The 16541-nt window shown below is 69.2% G+C and carries 12 protein-coding genes; 7 read left to right on the top strand and 5 right to left on the bottom strand.

All coding sequences use genetic code 11. From position 1 onward, the window contains the following. Positions 1-49 precede the first annotated feature (49 nt). The gene (locus tag CFB47_RS13605) at positions 50-682 is read left to right on the top strand and encodes a TetR family transcriptional regulator (RefSeq protein ID WP_039370405.1); all 633 of its coding nucleotides are present in this window, start codon (positions 50-52) and stop codon (positions 680-682) included. 88 nt (positions 683-770) lie between these two features. On the opposite strand, the gene CFB47_RS13600 is transcribed toward CFB47_RS13605, so the two are convergent. Together CFB47_RS13600 and CFB47_RS13590 are read right to left on the bottom strand one after the other, a co-directional pair. Beyond that, positions 771-2240 (bottom strand): polyhydroxyalkanoate depolymerase, encoded by a 1470-nt coding sequence (locus CFB47_RS13600; RefSeq protein ID WP_089461458.1) that lies wholly within the window; start codon positions 2238-2240, stop codon positions 771-773. Positions 2241-2452: 212 nt separating this feature from the next. Continuing rightward, positions 2453-4282, bottom strand: a complete 1830-nt coding sequence (locus CFB47_RS13590; protein ID WP_089440715.1) for a glycoside hydrolase family 15 protein — start codon at positions 4280-4282, stop codon at positions 2453-2455. Positions 4283-4448: 166 nt separating this feature from the next. On the opposite strand from CFB47_RS13590, the gene CFB47_RS13580 reads away from it, so the two are divergent. After that, positions 4449-5696 carry a lactonase family protein gene (locus CFB47_RS13580; protein ID WP_089456676.1) on the top strand — a complete coding sequence of 416 codons (1248 nt, stop codon included), beginning with the start codon at positions 4449-4451 and terminating at the stop codon, positions 5694-5696. A gap of 122 nt (positions 5697-5818) precedes the next feature. Here the strand turns inward: CFB47_RS13580 and CFB47_RS13575 are convergent, their stop codons facing one another. Continuing rightward, positions 5819-10018, bottom strand: a complete 4200-nt coding sequence (locus CFB47_RS13575) for a DNA translocase FtsK (protein WP_373453145.1) — start codon at positions 10016-10018, stop codon at positions 5819-5821. Between CFB47_RS13575 and CFB47_RS42115 the strand changes: the two genes are divergently transcribed. Continuing rightward, the gene (locus CFB47_RS42115; protein WP_373453147.1) at positions 9993-10691 is read left to right on the top strand and encodes a hypothetical protein; all 699 of its coding nucleotides are present in this window, start codon (positions 9993-9995) and stop codon (positions 10689-10691) included. The genes CFB47_RS13575 and CFB47_RS42115 overlap by 26 nt on opposite strands. A 170-nt stretch (positions 10692-10861) precedes the next feature. Here the strand turns inward: CFB47_RS42115 and CFB47_RS13570 are convergent, their stop codons facing one another. Then, on the bottom strand, positions 10862-11404 hold the full coding sequence (locus CFB47_RS13570; protein ID WP_089461456.1) for an META domain-containing protein: 543 nt from the start codon (positions 11402-11404) through the stop codon (positions 10862-10864). A 213-nt stretch (positions 11405-11617) separates the two neighbouring features. On the opposite strand from CFB47_RS13570, the gene purT reads away from it, so the two are divergent. From purT to CFB47_RS13545, 4 genes are all read left to right on the top strand, one after another. Further along, the gene (gene purT, locus CFB47_RS13565) at positions 11618-12832 is read left to right on the top strand and encodes a formate-dependent phosphoribosylglycinamide formyltransferase (RefSeq protein ID WP_089461455.1); all 1215 of its coding nucleotides are present in this window, start codon (positions 11618-11620) and stop codon (positions 12830-12832) included. Between the two features lie 18 nt (positions 12833-12850). Next, entirely contained in the window at positions 12851-13036 is a 186-nt protein-coding gene (locus CFB47_RS13560; protein WP_089461454.1) for a DUF6726 family protein, read from the top strand. Between the two features lie 81 nt (positions 13037-13117). Then, the gene (locus CFB47_RS13555) at positions 13118-13498 is read left to right on the top strand and encodes an MliC family protein (RefSeq protein WP_089440710.1); all 381 of its coding nucleotides are present in this window, start codon (positions 13118-13120) and stop codon (positions 13496-13498) included. Positions 13499-13891: 393 nt separating this feature from the next. Continuing rightward, positions 13892-15460: a DEAD/DEAH box helicase gene (locus CFB47_RS13545; RefSeq protein ID WP_089440709.1), complete on the top strand. Its 1569-nt coding sequence runs from the start codon at positions 13892-13894 to the stop codon at positions 15458-15460. Between the two features lie 182 nt (positions 15461-15642). Here CFB47_RS13545 and gluQRS read toward each other — a convergent pair whose 3' ends face one another. After that, a complete protein-coding gene (gene gluQRS / locus CFB47_RS13540; protein WP_089440708.1) occupies positions 15643-16536 on the bottom strand; it encodes a tRNA glutamyl-Q(34) synthetase GluQRS in 894 nt (297 codons plus the stop codon). Between the last annotated feature and the right edge of the window lie 5 nt (positions 16537-16541).

Below are 16541 nucleotides of genomic sequence, written 5' to 3'. Positions count from 1 at the left end.
GGTGGGGGTGCCGGTTCGGATCAAGCGGCTCACATAGCAAAACGCCACCATGAATCAGCCAAAAATCAAAAGAGATCCTGAAGGTACGCGCCGCCGCATCCTGATGGCGGCAGCCGAAGAGTTCGCGAGTGGAGGGCTGTTCGGCGCGCGCGTCGATCAGATCGCGCGCCGGGCCGAAACCAACGAGCGCATGCTCTATTACTACTTCGGCAGCAAGGAACAGCTGTTCACGGCGGTGCTCGAACACGCGTTCTCCGCGCTCACCGAGGCCGAGCGCGAGCTCGATCTCGATGGCGTCGCGCCGGTCGAAGCCGTCACGCGGCTCGCGCATTTCGTTTGGGACTACTACCGCGACCATCCGGAACTGCTCAGGCTCATCAACAACGAGAACCTGCACGAAGCGCGCTACCTGCACAAGTCGACGCGGATCCGCGAGATGATGTCGCCGATCGTCGCGAAGCTCGGCAACGTGCTGACGCGCGGCCAGAAGGCCGGGCTGTTCCGCACCGACGTCGATCCGCTGCGCTTCTACGTGACGCTGTCGGGGCTCGGCTACTACATCGTATCGAACCGCTTCACGCTCGCCGCGACGCTCGGCCGCGACTTCACCGACGCCGACGAGCGCGCCGAGATGGTGCGGATGAACACCGAAGTGCTGCTCGCGTATCTGCTGCGGCGCTGATGCGCTGACCGCGCTGAAGCGCCCGCCCGATGTAAAAACGCCGCCGTGCGCAGGCAACGGCGGCGTTTTTTCGTTGGAACGCGGTGCGTCAGGCGGCCTTGCGCGTGCGCACGGCTTTTGCGCGCGGGCTGCCGGCGGCGGCGCGTTTCGCGGCCGGTGCGGCCTTGGCGGGGGCGGCGGCCTTCGCCGGTGCCTTCGCGCGCTTCGCTGCCGTGGCGCGCGTCGTTTCGGCCGGTGCGTCGCCGGCCGGCACGGCGGAGAGCGTCTTGACGGCCGGCGTTTCCGGCACATCCTTCGTCGCACCGTGCTTCGGCTCCGGTGCATGTTCGCGGATGAAATCGCGCAGTTGCGGATAGATGATCGTGCGCCAGCGGCGGCCCGAGAAAATCCCGTAGTGACCGCACTTCTCGGCGGTCAGGCTGCGGCGCTGGTCCTGCGGGATGCCCGTGCACAGCTCGTGCGCGACGTGCGTCTGGCCGCTGCCCGAGATGTCGTCGAGTTCGCCCTCGATCGTCATCAGCGCGGTGTGCCGGATGTCCTGCGGACGCACGCGCTCGCCTTCGACGTCCCACGTGCCTTCGGCCAGGCGGAATTCCTGGAACACGACGCGGATCGTCTCGAGGTAATACTCGGCGGCCATGTCGAGCACCGCGTTGTATTCGTCATAGAAGCGGCGGTGCGCTTCGGCGTCGTCCTCGTCGCCGCGCAGCAGGCTCTGGTAGAAATCCCAGTGCGATTGCGCATGCCGCTCCGGGTTCATCGCGACGAAGCCCGTGTGCTGCAGGAAGCCCGGATACACCTGGCGGCCTTCGCCCGGATAGTTCGCCGGCACCGTGTGGATCACGTTGTTCTCGAACCATGCGGTGGAGTGCTGCGTGGCGAGCGAATTCACCGACGTCGGGCTGCGACGCGCATCGATCGGGCCGCCCATCATCGTCATCGTGAGCGGCGTGTCCTCGCCGCGGCTCGCCATCAGCGAGATCGCCGCGAGCACCGGCACCGTCGGCTGGCACACCGAGATCACGTGCAGGTTGCGCGCGCCGATGTGACGGATGAACTCCTGGATGTACGCGATGTAGTCGTGCAGGTGGAACGGGCCGGTCTCGACCGGCACCATCCGCGCGTCGATCCAGTCGGTGATGTAGACCTTGTGATCCTGCAGCAGCGTGCGCACGGTGTCGCGCAGCAGCGTCGAGTGGTGGCCCGACAGCGGTGCGCAGACCAGCACGACCGGTTCGTCCTTCAGTTGCGTGACGGCGTCGGCGTCGTCCGAATAGCGCTTGAAGCGCAGCAGCCGGCAGAACGGCTTCTCGACGATCGTCTGCTCGACGATCGGGATGTTGTGGCCGTCCTTGACGATCTGATGAATGTTGAATTCGGGCTTCTCGTAATCCTTGCCGAGCCGGTACATCAGCTCGTACGCGGCGGCCATCCGCGGCGCGCCGGGCATCAGCGAGAACGGGCTGGACGGATTGGCGAACGATTTGGACGCGGCCTGGGCCCAGGCCGTCAGCGGGCTCAGCATGGCGCGCTGGAATTCGTGCAGTTGGTAAAGCATGCAGACTACTCCCGCGTGGGGGACGGTGCGCAAGGGCGGCGTGGGGCGTCGCGGCGTGCCGTGTGGGTCAGCGACCGGCCATGTTGCATTGCAGCCGGACAATCGCGTCGATCATATCGGACAACGATGGGTGGTGCAATGCAACATTTCCCCGATTTTTCATCAAAGTTTTGCGATTTGACGTTATCTGACCAAGCCGCCCGCGCCCCCGTTCAGCGCCCCGTCGCCACGGCCGGCGCAGGCTGGCCGGCCGCGCGCGCCATTGCGTCCTCGTGGTGCATCAGGTTCATCGCGGTATGCACGAGCGCCACGTGCGAGAACGCCTGCGGGAAGTTGCCGACGAGCCGCCCGGCCACCGGGTCGTACTCCTCCGCGAGCAGCCCGAGGTCGTTCGACAGCGCGAGCAGCCGGCTGAACAGGCGGTGCGCGTCGTCGATCCGGCCCAGCAGCGCGTAGTTGTCGACCAGCCAGAAGCTGCACGCGAGAAACGTGCCTTCGCCGGGCGGCAGGCCGTCGTCGTATTCGGTCGTGCGGTAGCGCATCACGAGCCCGTCGTGCAGCAATTCCCGCTCGATCGCCTCGACCGTGCCGACGATGCGCGGATCTTCCGGCGGCAGGAAGCCGAGCAGCGGCATCAGCAGCACGCTGGCGTCGAGCTCGTCGCTGCCGTAGCTCTGTGCAAACGCCTGTTTGCTTTCATGCCACGCGTTGGCGCACACGTCGGCATGGATCTGGTCGCGCAGCGCACGCCAGCGGTCGAGCGAGCCGGGCAGCCGGAACATCTCCGCCGACTTGATCGCGCGGTCGAACGCGACCCACGCCATCACCTTCGAGAACGTGAAATGGCGGCGCCCGCCGCGCGTTTCCCAGATGCCTTCGTCGGGCTCCTGCCAGATCTTCTCGAGATGGTCGAGCAGCGCGCACTGCACGGACCAGACCGTGTCGTCGGCCTGCAGGCCGCCCACCCGCGCGAGGTGCAGCGCGGCCATCACCTCGCCGAACACGTCGAGCTGGAGCTGGTTCGCGGCGCCGTTGCCGATGCGCACCGGCTTCGAGTCCTGGTAGCCGGGCAGCCAGTCGAGCTCCATTTCCGGCAACCGGCGTTCGCCGGCGATCCCGTACATGATCTGGATCTGCTCGGGCGAGCCGGCCATCACCCGGCCGAGCCACGTGCGCCACGCGCGGGCCTCGTCGTAGTAGCCGCCGCGCATCAGCGCGAGCAGCGTGATCGTCGCGTCGCGCAGCCAGCAGTAGCGGTAGTCCCAGTTGCGGTTGCCGCCGATCTTCTCGGGCAGCGACGTGGTCGGCGCCGCGACGATGCCGCCGGTCGGCTCGTACGCGAGCGCCTTCAGCGTGATCAGCGAGCGGCGCACGGCGGCCGCGTAGCGGCCCTGCACCTGGCAGCGGCCCGACCATTCGAGCCAGTAGTTCTCGGTACGCGCGAGCATCGACAGCGGGTCGCGGGCGGGCGGCAGCCGCAGGTGGGATGCCGCGTAGCTGAGCGAGAACGGCACGCGCTCGTCGGCGCTCACCGTGAATTCCGCGAGCGTGTGGAGATTCTTGCCGGTGAGCGGCACCGGTGTGCGCAGCACGACGGTGTCGGGGCCCGCGATCGCCTTCATGCCGTCCTCGCGGGTCAGCTGCGTGACCCACGGGATCGAGAAGCCGTAGTCGAAGCGCAACACCAGCTCCATGCGCATCTTCATCGTGCCGTGGCGGCCGACGACGATCCGCACGAGTTCGGACCAGCCGTTGCCGGGCGGCATGAAGTCGACCACGGTGACGGCGCCGTCGGCGCTTTCGTAGTCGGTTTCGAGAATCAGCGTGTCGCCGCGATAGCGGCGCGTCGTGTGCGTGATCGCGGCGTCGGCGGCCGGCGCGAGCAGCCAGCGGCCGTGCTCGGGGGTGCCGAGAAGCGCCGCGAAGCAGGCGCCCGAATCGAAGCGGGGCCAGCACAGCCAGTCGACGGAGCCGTCTTTTGCGATCAGCGCGGCAGTGTGGCCGTCGCCGACGAGGGCGTAGTCTTCGATCAGGGCAGGCATGGGCAGGCGATCCTTGGGTATTCGAGTTCACAATGCGGACGACGGCGGCCAAGGCTTCACGCGCTGGCACCGCGCCCCGTATACTCGGCCGGGCGGCGGAGCGCATGAACGGCCGGCGTTTCGTCCTATCTCAACACTTGAAGCGACTCGATGCAAGGAGGATTCAATGCCCAACCGTTTACGCGAGCGTGACGCACGCGCTTCGACACGAGGGTTCCCGCTTAGGCTCGCTCACTGGATGAAAGGTTTCGCGCTCGTGCTTTCCCTTTCCGCGACCCACGCATTTGCGCAGCAATCGCCCGCCCCGGCCGACGGCGTCTACAACCTGCTCGTCGGCACCTATACGGGCGGCGGCAGCGACGGCATCTATGTTTACCGCTTCGATACGAAAACCGGCAGTGTTGCGCCCGTGTCGTCGGCGAAGACCGTGAATCCGTCGTATCTGTTGCCGAGCCGCGACGGTCGCACCGTCTACGCGGTCAACGAATTGCCCGGCGACGACGGGCCGGCCACGACGCGCGGCGGCGTCAGCGCGTTCCGCTTCGACGCGAAGACGGGCGCGTTGAGCTTCATCGACCGCGTGTCGTCGGAAGGGAACGATCCTTGCTATCTCGCGCTGTCGCCCGACGGCAAGTACCTCGTGACCGCCAACTACTCGGTCGCGAAGGATCCGGGCGGCAGCTTCGCGGTGTTTCCGCTGCGCGACGACGGCGCGGTCGGGCAGGCCGCGCTGACCGTGCACCATGAAGGCACGGGGCCCGTGAAGGGCCGCCAGGACGGCGCGCACGTGCATTCGACGGTGTTTTCACCGGACGGCCGTTACCTGTTCGTGCAGGATCTCGGCGCGGACAAGATCTACGGCTACCGCTATACGGTGGACGGCAGCCGCGGGCTGATCAGCCCGACGGACACGCGCTACACGCCGGTGAAGGCGGGCTCGGGCCCGCGTCATATGGTGTTCGGCGCCGACGGCCGGTATGCGTACGTGACGAGCGAGCTCAACGCGTCGGTCGAGGTGTTCGGCTACCACGACGGCAAGCTGACGCCGGTCGAGACCGTGTCGATGACCGCGCCGGGCTTCAAGGGCAAGGTCGGCGGCGGTGCGATCCACCTGTCGCCGGACGGCCGCTTCCTGTACGTGAGCAACCGCGGCGACGCGAACGACCTGGTGATCTACGCGGTGAACCAGGCCGACGGCCGGTTGAAGCAGGTCGGCCGCCAGTCGAGCCTCGGCAAGACGCCGCGCGAGTTCCTGATCGATCCGACCGGCAAGTGGCTGATCGTCGGCAACCAGGACAGCGATACGTTCTACGTGTTCAGCCGCAATGTCGAAACGGGGCAGCTCGGCCCGAATCCGCAGAAGGTGGCGGTCGGCAAGCCGGTCGACTTCAAGCTGGTGCCGGTCGCGCAATAAATCGCGGCCGATTCCCGGTCGATGCAAGAAGGGCGCTGCCGATGCAGCGCCCTTCGTTTTTCGGGGCAGCCGGTTTCCCGGCGTGCCCGTATCGGTTGACGGCGACCGCCCGGCTGCCGCGCTTAGTCGGCCGCGGCCGGCACGAGCACCTCGCGGCTGCCGTTGATGCCCATCGGCGACACGAGCCCGGCGGCCTCCATTTGCTCGACGAGGCGCGCGGCGCGGTTGTAGCCGATGCGCAACTGTCGCTGCACCGACGAGATCGACGCGCGCCGCGTACGGACGACGAACGCGACGGCCTCGTCGTACAGCGGATCGGCTTCCGCGTCCGGCGCATCGCCGAACAGGTCCTGCGTCGCGCCGTCGGCGGCCGGGCCGTCGAGGATCCCTTCCTCGTACTGCGGCTCGCCGAACTGCTTCAGGTACTCGACGACCCGGTGCACTTCTTCGTCCGCGACGAACGCGCCGTGCACGCGCTGCGGATAACCGGTGCCCGGCGGCAGGAACAGCATGTCGCCCATCCCGAGCAGCGATTCGGCGCCCATCTGGTCGAGAATCGTGCGCGAGTCGATCTTCGACGACACCTGGAACGCGACGCGCGTCGGGATGTTCGCCTTGATCAGCCCCGTGATCACGTCGACGGACGGACGCTGCGTCGCGAGGATCAGGTGGATGCCGGCCGCACGCGCCTTCTGCGCGAGGCGGGCGATCAGTTCCTCGATCTTCTTCCCGGCGACCATCATCAGGTCGGCCAGCTCGTCGATCACGACGACGATCAGCGGCAGCGTCGACAGCGGCTCCGGATCCTCGGGCGTCAGCGAGAACGGGTTGCCGATCTTCTTTTCCTTCGCCTCGGCATCGCGAATCTTCTGGTTGAAGCCCGCGAGGTTGCGCACGCCGACGGCCGACATCAGCCGGTAGCGCTTTTCCATCTCGCCGACGCACCAGTTCAGTGCGTTCGCCGCGAGCTTCATGTCGGTGACGACCGGCGCGAGCAGGTGCGGGATCCCTTCGTAGACCGACAGCTCGAGCATCTTCGGGTCGATCATGATCAGTCGCACGTCCTCGGGCGTCGCCTTGTACAGCAGCGACAGGATCATCGCGTTGATCGCGACCGACTTGCCCGAGCCCGTCGTGCCCGCGACGAGCATGTGCGGCGCCTTCGCGAGATCGGTGACGACCGGGTGGCCGGTGATGTCCTTGCCCATCGCGATGGTCAGCTGCGACGCCGAGTGCTGGTACGGGCGCGACTCGAGAATTTCCGACAGGCGGATCATCTGGCGCTTCGCGTTCGGCAGCTCGAGGCCCATGCAGGTCTTGCCGGGAATCGTCTCGACGACGCGGATCGACGTGAGGCCGAGGCCGCGCGACAGGTCCTTCATCAGCCCGACGATCTGGCTGCCGCGCACGCCAAGCGCGGGCTCGATCTCGAAGCGCGTGATCACGGGGCCGGCGGACGCGCCGACCACCGTCACCGGCACCTTGAATTCCTGCAGCCGCTGTTCGATCACCTGTGCGGTTTGCGCGAGGTGTTCGTCGGTGATCGTTTCGATGTCGCCGGACGCGGACGCGGGCTCGAGCAGGTCGAGCGTCGGCAGTTCGACGCTGAACGACGCGGGTGCGTGGAATTCGAAGGCGTTCGGGCGCGGCTGGCGCGCGGGGGTGTCGGGGGCGGGCGAGCCGGCTGCGGCAGGTGCGGCCGGTTCGGTTGCCGGGGTGGTTGCTTCGGCCGGCGGGGCAGTGAAGTTCGCCGGTGCGGACAGGCTCGCGCCGGGGATCGTTGCTGCGGGTTGCGGCGGCGCCACGGGCGAGGTGGCTGACGGGGCCGCGGAGACATTCGACACGGACCAGCTTGCCGGCGACGAGGTCGCGGCGGCCGGGGGGGCGAACGTCGTGGCTTCGACGGCTGCAGGTGCGGAAGCGAGCGACGGAGCCAGCGCCGCAGTGGTTGCGCCGAAGGACGTTAGCGAGCCGGCCGGAGCGACGGGCGAGTTGGCGATCGGTTGCACGGGAGTCGCCGCGGCGGTGATGATCGGTGCGACCGCGCCGGAGGACGTTGCCGTCGTGGCGACAGGGGCGGGCGACACGGGCAGGCCTGCGACCGGCTGCGATGCGATTGCGCCGGTGGGGGCGAATGTGCCGAATGTCGTACCGGTCGACGAGGTCGACGGGGTCGACGGGATGGCCGGATGCGTCGGGGCAGGCGCGGCGGATGGAGCCGCGACCGAGCCGGACACGACATTCACGGGCGTCGAGGGAGCGGCCGCCGGCGCGCTCGAACCGGATGCCGAGGCTGTCGGGCTGGCCGTCGACGGCGTCACGGCGGGCGATGCGGATGTTGATGCGCGGGGGAACGAACCGTAAGTCGTGTCCGCAACCGTTGATGCCGACGCGGCTGGCTGCGAAAGCGAGGGCGACGCAGTGCTGGTTACGTTGATCGGAGATGCAGACGTGACGCGGGCTGTGTCCGATGCAGAAGCGGCCGGCTGCGAAAGCGAAGCCGACGCAGCGCCAGTCATGCTGATCGGGGATGTCGGCGCGACGGGTGCCGTGTTCGATGCCGAGGCGGCCGGTTTCGGAAGCGAGGCCGACGTGGCGCCGGTCACGCTGATCGGGGATGCCGGCGCGACGGATGCAGCATTCGAAGTCGAAGCGGCAGGCTGCGAAAGCGAGTTCGACGCAGCGCCGGTTACGCCGATCGCAGATGCCGACGGAACGGCTGTAACGGTCGACGCAGCCGGTTGAGCCGAACCGGATGCCGTGTTGATCACACCATCCGACAAAGCGGTAACGGCGACAGGCGCGATGCCCGAGGCGGATGCAGGCGCTTGCGCGGTCGAACCGTGCGCGGTGCCGACGAGCGGCGACGCAGTGCTTGCCGAAGCCGTTTGCGTCGCGGCAAACGGATGAGCGGCAACCGGCGACTTCGGCACTTCCTCGGTGACAGACGTATTCGTCGTGGCCGGTTGCGCCGTCGAAGGCGTCCACGTCCATGCTGTCGCCGGTGCGGTGCCTTGAGCGATTGCCGCCGGCGGCGCCGCAGGTTCCACCGTGTTCGACTTGGCAGCTTCCAGTGCGGCACTCGATGCGGCCGGTGCCGCCGCCGCAAACGGCCTGGTTTCGGAACTTGCGCGCGGCGTCGTTTCGGCGATCGGCGAAGAGGGGAGGGCCGCGAACGGCGCGATGTTCCCGGCGGGCTTCACGTCGGCGCGCGTATCAGCGATGCCCTGCGGCACGCTGGTCGATGCGGTGCGATCGATTGCAGGAGCGGATTGCGCGGTGGACTTGTCGTCGGTATCGAACGATGCCGGCGGGTTGCTCGTGGCGAGGACTTGGGCCGCCTCGGGCGTTGTTTGCGCGAAGGCGGCATGGGCCGGTTCCGATCCCGTCACATCGGTCGATGACTCGGCGACCGGGTTCCAGGCGGATGCGTCGAACGCGGAAACCGGTTGGCTGGCGAGGTCCTCCCACGGCGCGAGGTCGATGGGCGCGTCGAACGTCGGCGCGGGCGAGATTCCCGATGCCGGTGCGGCAGCGGCATCGTCGGCGTGCCGGATCTCGTCATTGGCGTGATGCGGGCGCGCGGCATCGTCGCTACCCGTATTCGACAACGCGTGCGGTGCGGCGGTGTCGAACGTCACGGCGCCTGCATCGGCGACTGGTGCACGGACAGGGGGGGCTGCCGGATTGAATGCGTCGAGCACGATCGGTGCGTTGTCGTCGTACGCCGGCGCTGGATCGTGGGCGAGCGGAGTACTGGCGTCACGGGCTGCGAGGCCGTGGGCCGCAGAGGCGATCCCACCCGGCACGGCCGCGGCTGCCGGCGCTGCCATGCCGGCAGCCGCCGCGGCCACACCGGCCACGGTTGCCGCGGCCGTCGCCGCGTGCCCGGCATCGTCCTGCGCACCGCCCAGCGTCGCCCACTGCGCGGTGCTGGCCTCGATCGAGCGCAGCGTGTCGTGCACGCTCGGCGCCGGCGTGATCGGCGCGGCGGGTTTTTCCGTCCAGGCATAGAGCGGTGCACGCGCCGGCGTGGGCTGCGCCGGGCGACGTCGTGCCGCATCCGGCGTCAGGCCGGCCGAACCGGCTCCCGCGGCGGGGCGTACCGGCGGGCGCTGCGGCTGCGCGATCGCCGGCCGCGGCGTGACCGTGGTACGCGGCGGGGTCGGCTTCAACGCGACGGTGGCCGGCCGCGCGGCAGTCGGCCGCGGGCGGACAGGTTCGAATCCGGCAGGAAGCGGGGCTGGATCGGGACGCGGGACTTGCGCGTTCGCGGCTGCGCGCGCGAGGCTGGCGGTGCTGCCGGTCGTCGGCGGCGGCATCGCGCTGGCCGGCGTGATCGGCGCGGGCGGTGTCGGCATGCTGCGCTGGGGCGCCGCGGGCTTCAACCAGCCCGACGGCGCAACAGGTTCCACGTGCGGACGCGCAGGCGTGCTGCTGCGCGGCTTCGGCCGCGCCTGCGGGTCGGGTTTCCACAGCGTCGGGCGCGAATACCGGCCGTTCTGGCGGGGCGCCATCGAATTGACGGTATGCGCGGTGGTCGGCTGGACGATGTCGTCGTCGCGATGCAAGGCGCTGCGCGGCAGGTCGGCGATGCCGCGCGCTTCGTCGTCACCGCCGTCGCGCGCCAGCTTGACGCCGAACGACGTATCGACCCACGCGGCGAACTGCCGCCAGCCGATGCCGGTCAGCCAGGGCAGCCCGGCGAAGAACAGCACGACCATCGCGACCGGCGTGCCGATCGGGCCGAGCACGTGGGCGAAGCCTGCCGAGAACGCATGGCCGAGCGCGTTCGTGTCGGGGCCCGACAGCGGGCTCGTCAGCGTGCAGCTCGCCACGAACACCGCGACGAAGCCGAGCCACAGACGGATCGAGCCGCGGCCGGCAAGCCCGACGCCGCCAGGCAGCATCGCCTGCACGAGACGCCAGAAGAGAAGGAGGAACCAGACGGCGGAGATGCCGAACCAGCCTAAGACAACCGTGTGCATGCTTTGAAACAGGAGTGGGGCGGGGCGCGCGGGGCGCGACCCGCCGAGTTTAACCGGCCGGCGAACAAGACTCTAACGCGGCGTGCATCCGATCCACGCCGCGCGACGCGTGTGCGCGGCACACGCGCGTGGCGCGCCACGCGAAGGCGGTCGGTCGGCCTTCGCGCGCGCCGTGCATCAGGGGCTCCGGTGCGTGAAGGTGAGCGTTGCGCCGGACGTGGTCACGAGCTGCAATTGCTGCGGCTCGCGCATCTGCACGCCGGTCTTGTCGACATGGGCGAGCGCGTCGAGGTACGCGGTTTCGAGCTGGCCGCCGAGCGTATTCGGGCACGCCATCCGCGTGCCGGCGAGCGGCCCGAAGCTCAGCAGGCCGTTCTTGATCGCGTAGGTGCCCATGTAGCGGTTGCAGCCCGAGAACCCGCTGGCGCGCCGGATGCCCGAGTCGGTCGACAGCGCGAGCTTGATCGGCTCGCCGTTGTCGCCGTGCGGGATCGCGCGCTGCGTGCCGTCGGCATTCAGCCAGCTGGTGAGTTCCCAGCTCGTGTCGTCGAGCAGCTGGACGGCGGCCGGGTTGTACGGGTCGGGTGCGGGGGCGGCGGAATCGGGGTGGGTCGGCATCGCGCAGGCGGCGAGAAGCGTGGCAAGCGTCAACGCGCAGAGCGGCGCGCGCAGCGGGCGAAGCAGGCCGGTGCGTGCGCGTGCGGCGGACAGGTGGGACATGAGCCTCGTTCCTCATCGGATTCTGATCAAGGCGTAAGAGTAACGCACCCGTGCCGCGGCAGGCGAGCCGACACTTCCCGCATGAAAACGTTCGCAGCCTGCTCGCGAGCGGCCCGCGGCCGGTTGCCGGCGCGGCGAAACGCGCAAAACCGGCGCCGTGGCGCGTGTTAACATCGGAGCCGTTTTCGTCCTCCACCAGAAGCGGGTAATCACATGCAGATCGGTCAGCGGCTCGGTACGCCGCTCTCACCCTCGGCCACGCGCGTCATGCTGCTCGGCGCCGGCGAGCTCGGCAAGGAAGTCATCATCGCGTTGCAGCGGCTCGGCGTCGAAGTCGTCGCGGTCGACCGCTATCCGGACGCACCGGGCCACCAGGTCGCGCATCGCGCGCACGTGATCGACATGACGGACGCCGCCGCGCTGCGCGCGCTCGTCGAAGCCGAACGCCCGCACCTGATCGTGCCGGAGATCGAGGCGATCGCGACCGACGCGCTCGCGGCGATCGAGGCGGCCGGCCTCGCCGAAGTGATCCCGACCGCGCGCGCGACGCAGCTCACGATGAATCGCGAAGGGATCCGCCGGCTCGCGGCCGAGGAGCTCGGCCTGCCGACCTCGCCGTATGCGTTCGCGGATTCGTTCGAGGCGTTCAGCGCGGCGGTCGCGAAGATCGGCATGCCGTGCGTCGTGAAGCCCGTGATGTCGTCGTCGGGCAAGGGGCAGTCGGTCGTGAAGACCGAGGCCGACGTGAAGCCGGCGTGGGACTACGCGATGGCGGGCGGGCGTGTGAACCACGGCCGTGTGATCGTCGAGGGCTTCGTCGATTTCGACTACGAGATCACGCAGCTCACCGTGCGCGCGATCGATCCGGCGACGAACGCCACGCGCACCTACTTCTGCGAGCCGGTCGGCCACGTGCAGGTCGCGGGCGACTACGTCGAATCGTGGCAGCCGCAGCCGATGAGCGCGGTGGCGCTCGAGAAGTCGCGCGAGATCGCACACAAGGTCACCGAGGCACTCGGCGGGCGCGGGATGTTCGGCGTCGAGCTGTTCGTGCGCGGCGACGACGTGTGGTTCTCCGAGGTGAGCCCGCGGCCGCACGATACGGGCCTCGTCACGCTCGCGTCGCAGCGCCAGTCGGAATTCGAGCTGCACGCGCGTGCGATTCTCGGGCTGCCGGTCGATCCGGCGCTCGGTACGCCGGCCGCGTCGGCCGTGATCTACGGCGGGCTCGACGAGCGCGGGATCGCGTTCGAAGGCGTGCGCGACGCGCTTGCCGTGCCGGGCGCCGACCTGCGCCTGTTCGGCAAGCCGGAAAGTTTCGTGAAGCGGCGCATGGGCGTCGCGCTGGCGACCGGCGCGACCGTCGACGAAGCCCGCGAACGCGCGAAGCGTGCCGCCGCGGCCGTGCGGCCGGTGTCGGCCCGCTGACGTAATCAGGAGAGGACGATGACGCCGACGTGGCTGCGTATCGGAAAGCTGGCCGTCGCGCTGGCGCTTGCAGTGAACCTCGCGGGTTGCGGGCTCGCGGCCGCACCGTGCCGGGTGGCCTCGGCCGGGCTCAAGATCGTGCCGCTCGTCGGCCATGTCGCGGCCGCACCGACTGACGCGTGTGCCGACGTCATCGATCCCTGATCCTGCTACCCGACCCGCTCGCCAACAATAATCACGCGCCCCGCGAGGGCGCATTTCCACCCGTCTCGTGAGAGGACCCGCATGATTCGCCAAACCCTCGCCGCGCTCGCGCTCGCCGGCACGGCCGTTTCCGTCGCGCATGCCGCGCAGCTGACCGTCGAAGAGATCGACGCCGATTCGCGCCAGTTCACCGTCTACCAGTGCGCGAACCAGAAGCAGCCGGTGCGCGTGTCGTACTGGCTCGCGGGCAACGGACAGAGCTTCGCGCTCGTGCCGGTCAACGGGAAGCAGATGCTGTTCGTCGACACCGTGTCGGCGTCGGGCGCGCGCTACCAGGCCGGCCGCTATACGTGGTGGACGAAGGGCAAGGAAGCGACGCTGCGCGACGAGATCGCCGACCAGAGCGCGCCGCCGCTGCTGGGCGACTGCGTGCAGGTCGAGAAGAAAAAGAAGAAGGGCTGAACGCCGGGCGGGAACGTGGATCGTGCTGCCGGTGCCGGTCGACGGCCGGCTCCCGTGCCTGACGACCGGGCACGCGGGCTGGCCGCAGCGATTGGGCCAGGCGATCCACGATCAGACCCCTGAAATCATCCGCCGGCCCATCGGGCTAGCCCGATCGGGTCATCCGTCTACCGCGCGGGCCTGCCCTGGCCCGCCGCGCGAACCGCCATTGTGGCCGTTCGCCGCGTTGTCACGGACAGATGGCCGCGCAGTGCTACAATACGGCCCTTTCCGCCGGCATTCGCGCCGAACGGAGTCCGCACGGCCTGGCGTCCAGCGTTCACATTGAACCGGTCCCAAGCGCCAGAGCGGCGCCGCGCGGCGCGCCGCGGCTCCGTCTATTTCCGAATTGTGATGAGCGCAGGCCCGGCTGGCCTGACGCACGATGTCCCCGCCGCGCCTTTTGAGCGAAACGCCACCATGTCCGATTCTGTCGCCAAGCCCGTCGACGCAACCTTCGATCAATTCGGCCTTGCCGCCGATATCCTGAAAGCCATTGCGGAGCAGGGCTATACGACGCCGACGCCGATCCAGGCGCAGGCCATTCCGGTCGTGCTCGCCGGCCGCGACGTCATGGGCGCCGCGCAAACGGGCACCGGCAAGACCGCGAGTTTCTCGCTGCCGATCATCCAGCGCCTGCTGCCGCAGGCCAACACCAGCGCGTCTCCGGCGCGCCACCCGGTGCGTGCGCTGATCCTCACGCCGACCCGCGAACTCGCCGACCAGGTCGCCGCGAACGTGCATGCGTATGCGAAGCACACGCCGTTGCGCAGCGCGGTCGTGTTCGGTGGCGTCGACATGAACCCGCAGTCGGCAGAGTTGCGCCGCGGTGTCGAGATCCTGATCGCGACGCCGGGCCGCCTGCTCGACCACGTGCAGCAGAAGACGGCGAATCTCGGCCAGGTGCAGATCCTCGTGCTCGACGAAGCCGACCGGATGCTCGACATGGGCTTCCTGCCGGATCTGCAGCGCATCCTGAACCTGCTGCCGAAGGAGCGCCAGACGCTGCTGTTCTCGGCCACCTTCTCGGGCGAAATCAAGAAGCTCGCGTCGACCTACCTGCGCAACCCGCAGACGATCGAGGTCGCGCGCAGCAACTCGACGAACGCGAACGTCACGCAGATCGTCTACGACGTCGCCGAAGGCGACAAGCAGGCGGCCGTCGTGCAGTTGCTGCGCGATCGCGGCCTCAAGCAGGTGATCGTGTTCTGCAACAGCAAGATCGGCGCAAGCCGGCTTGCGCGCAATCTCGAGCGCGACGGCGTGGTCGCGTCGGCGATCCACGGCGACAAGACGCAGATCGAGCGGATGCAGGCGCTCGACGCGTTCAAGCGCGGCGAGATCGAGGCGCTGGTCGCGACCGACGTGGCCGCGCGCGGCCTCGACATCGCCGAACTGCCGGCCGTGATCAACTTCGACCTGCCGTTCAGCGCGGAAGACTACGTGCACCGGATCGGCCGTACCGGCCGGGCGGGGGCGACGGGCGACGCGCTGTCGCTGTGCAGCCCGAACGAGCGCAAGCAGCTCGCCGATATCGAGAAGCTGATCAAGCGTCCGCTCGAAGTGCAGACGCTCGCGCTCGACAAGCCGGCGCGCCATCGTCACGACGAGCGCGGCAACGACCGCGGCGGAGATCGCAACAGCGAGCGCGGTGGTGAACGAGGCGGTGAACGAGGCGGCCGTCGCGACCGCGACGAGCACCGCGGTGCATCGGGTCGCCGGACGGGCGGCTCGGAGCGCGGCCATCACCGTCGCCACGAAGCGCCGGTCGACGATTTCTTCCTGAAGCCGTACGAGCCGTCGACGCCGGCGAAGCAGCAAGACGACGCGCAGCCGGCGCAGCAGCCCGAGAAGAAGGGGCCGAAGCGTCAGGTCGCCGCACTGCTGGGCGGGTTCGGGATGCCGCGCAAGCCGTCGGCGTAAGCCGGGCGGACGCGTGACGGCGCAGCGCGTGAGCGCTGCTGGAGAAGCGGGTGCATGCGATGAGCATGTGCCCGTTTTTCATTGGGGCTGCGATTTGGCGGGGGAAGCGGGTGTGCGACGCTGGCGGGGGGATGCCGATCCAGCTTGGGCCCGGTCGTTGCGAAATCGGCGCGCCGCGTGCGTCAGCCGGCCTGCGGCCCGAAGCGCCTCGCCCATGCGGCCGTGGCGGCGGCATAGAACGTATCGAGGGTCGTGCCTGCGAGCGTGCCGTCGGGCGCGAGGCCCAGGTGTGCGGCCGCGGCCTGCAGCGCCGGCAGCGGATCGTTGCGTTCGAGCGCGGTCGCGCCCGTCTGCTTGCTGAGCTTTTCGCCGTTCGCATCGACGACGACGGGCACATGCAGGTATTGCGGCGTCGGCATGCCGAGGCAGTGCTGCAGGTAAATCTGGCGTGCGGTCGAGTCGAGCAGGTCGGCGCCGCGCACGACGTGCGTGATGTGCGCGTCGGCATCGTCGACGACGACCGCGAGCTGGTAGGCCCATTGGCCGTCCGCGCGCTTCAGCACGAAATCGCCGACTTCGGTCGCGAGGTCCTGCGATTGTGTGTGCTGCCAGCGATCGTCGAACGTGACGAGCGCGTCGCCGCCGTCCGGCACGCGCAGCCGCCACGCGCGCGCGGGCTTGCCGTGCAGCCCGGTGCGGCAGGTGCCCGGGTAGGCGAGCGTCGTGTGGCGCTCGTGCGCGGCGCGCAGCGAATCGGCGATTTCCTTGCGCGTGCAACCGCACGGATACACGAGCCCGGCCGCGACGAGCCGTTCGAGCGCGGCCGTATACGCGGCATCGCGCGTGCTTTGCCAGACGGGCGGCTCGTCGGGCGTCATGCCGAAATGCGCGAGCGTCGCGAGGATGTCGTCGGCGGCACCGGGCACCGTGCGCGGGCCGTCGAGATCCTCGATGCGCACGAGCCATGCGCCGCCGTGCGCGCGCGCGTCGAGCCAGCTCGCGAGCGCGCCGACCAGCGAGCCGAAATGCAGCGGGCCGGTGGGCGACGGCGCGAAGCGGCCGCGATAGCCGGTCATCGGGG

The organism is Burkholderia sp. AU27893, from assembly GCF_002223205.1.
Lineage (GTDB): Bacteria > Pseudomonadota > Gammaproteobacteria > Burkholderiales > Burkholderiaceae > Burkholderia.
Note: the sequence above shows the minus strand (reverse complement) of the source record. Positions and strands in the feature narration are given on the sequence as shown.